This is a genomic window from Kitasatospora sp. NPDC088742 (genome assembly GCF_055584905.1).
Genome location: NZ_JBVJLD010000003.1, coordinates 205,729 through 206,927 on the forward strand (window position 1 = coordinate 205,729; position 1,199 = coordinate 206,927).

The following is a 1,199-nucleotide window of genomic DNA, read 5'->3' on the forward strand; positions in this document are numbered from 1 at the left end:
ATCCGGCGGGTGCGGCCGCCGCGTTCGCGATTCTGCTACCCGACCGCATCCGCGTCCTGGGCGCGGAGCACCCCGACACCCTGACCACCCGTCACAGCTTCGCCTGCTGGCAGGGCGAGGCCGGAGATCCGGCAAGCGCGGCCGCGGGCCTCGCCACCCTGCTCCCCGACCAGAGCCGGATCCTCGGCCCCGACCACCCCGACACCCTCACCACCCGCGCAAACCTCGCCGACCAGCAAGGCGAGGCCAGAGGCGCGGCCGTCGCCGTCGCCGCGTACGTGGAGTTGCTGGACGACGTTCTCAGAGCTCTGGGACCCGACCACCCGCGCACGCTCAACATCCGCGCCGATCTGGCCTATTGGCGAGGCGAAGCCGGTGACCCGGCGGCAGCGGGAGCTTTCGACGAGCTGCTACCCGATCTGGTCCGGGTCATGGGCCGTGACCATCCGGATACGTTCTTCGCGCGCGCGAGCCACGCCAACTGTCATGGTCGGAGCGGGGACACGGAAGGCGCAGCCATCGCCTACGCCGCACTGTTCGGGGACATGACGCGAGCGCTGGGACCGGACCACCCCGGGACCCTCACCGTCCAGCTCGGCGTTGCCTACTGGCGGGGCAAGGCGGGCGACCCGGCGGGCGCCAGCGAAGCCTGTGCCGAGCTCCTCACCGATCGCATCCGGGTCCTGGGTCCAGAGCACCCCCTCACCCTGAACACTCAGCACGGTCTTGCCTACTGGCGGGGGGAGGCCGGGGACGCCGAGGGTGCAGTCACCGCGTTGGCCGAGCTCCTGGCCGACTACATCCGGGTCCTTGGCACAGAGCACCCCCACACCCTCACGACCCGGGCGAATCTTGCCTACTGGCGGGGGGAGGCCGGAGACGCCGAGGGCGCTGTGATCGAGTTCGTCGAGCTCCTCCCTGACCGCATCCGGGTCCTTGGGGCGGACCACCCCGACATCCTCACCACCCGCAACAACCTTGCCTACTGGCGTGGGGAGGCCGGGGACGCCGAGGGTGCAGTCACCGCGTTCGCGGAGGTCATCCATGACCGGATCCGGGTCCTTGGGGCGGACCACCCAGACACCCTCACCACCCGCAACAACCTTGCCTATTGGCGGGGGGAGGCTGGGGATGCAGAGGGGGCCAGGGCTGCGTACGCCGAGCTCCTTCCGGACCGCGTCCGGGTCCTTGGGGCGGAC

General features: G+C 71.0%; 1 protein-coding gene. It reads left to right on the top strand.

Features of this window, described 5'->3' with window-relative positions; translation table 11 throughout:
* A partial coding sequence (locus ACZ6ZR_RS05300) for a tetratricopeptide repeat protein (RefSeq protein WP_465639551.1) occupies nucleotides 1-1,199 on the top strand: 1,199 nt, incomplete at both ends.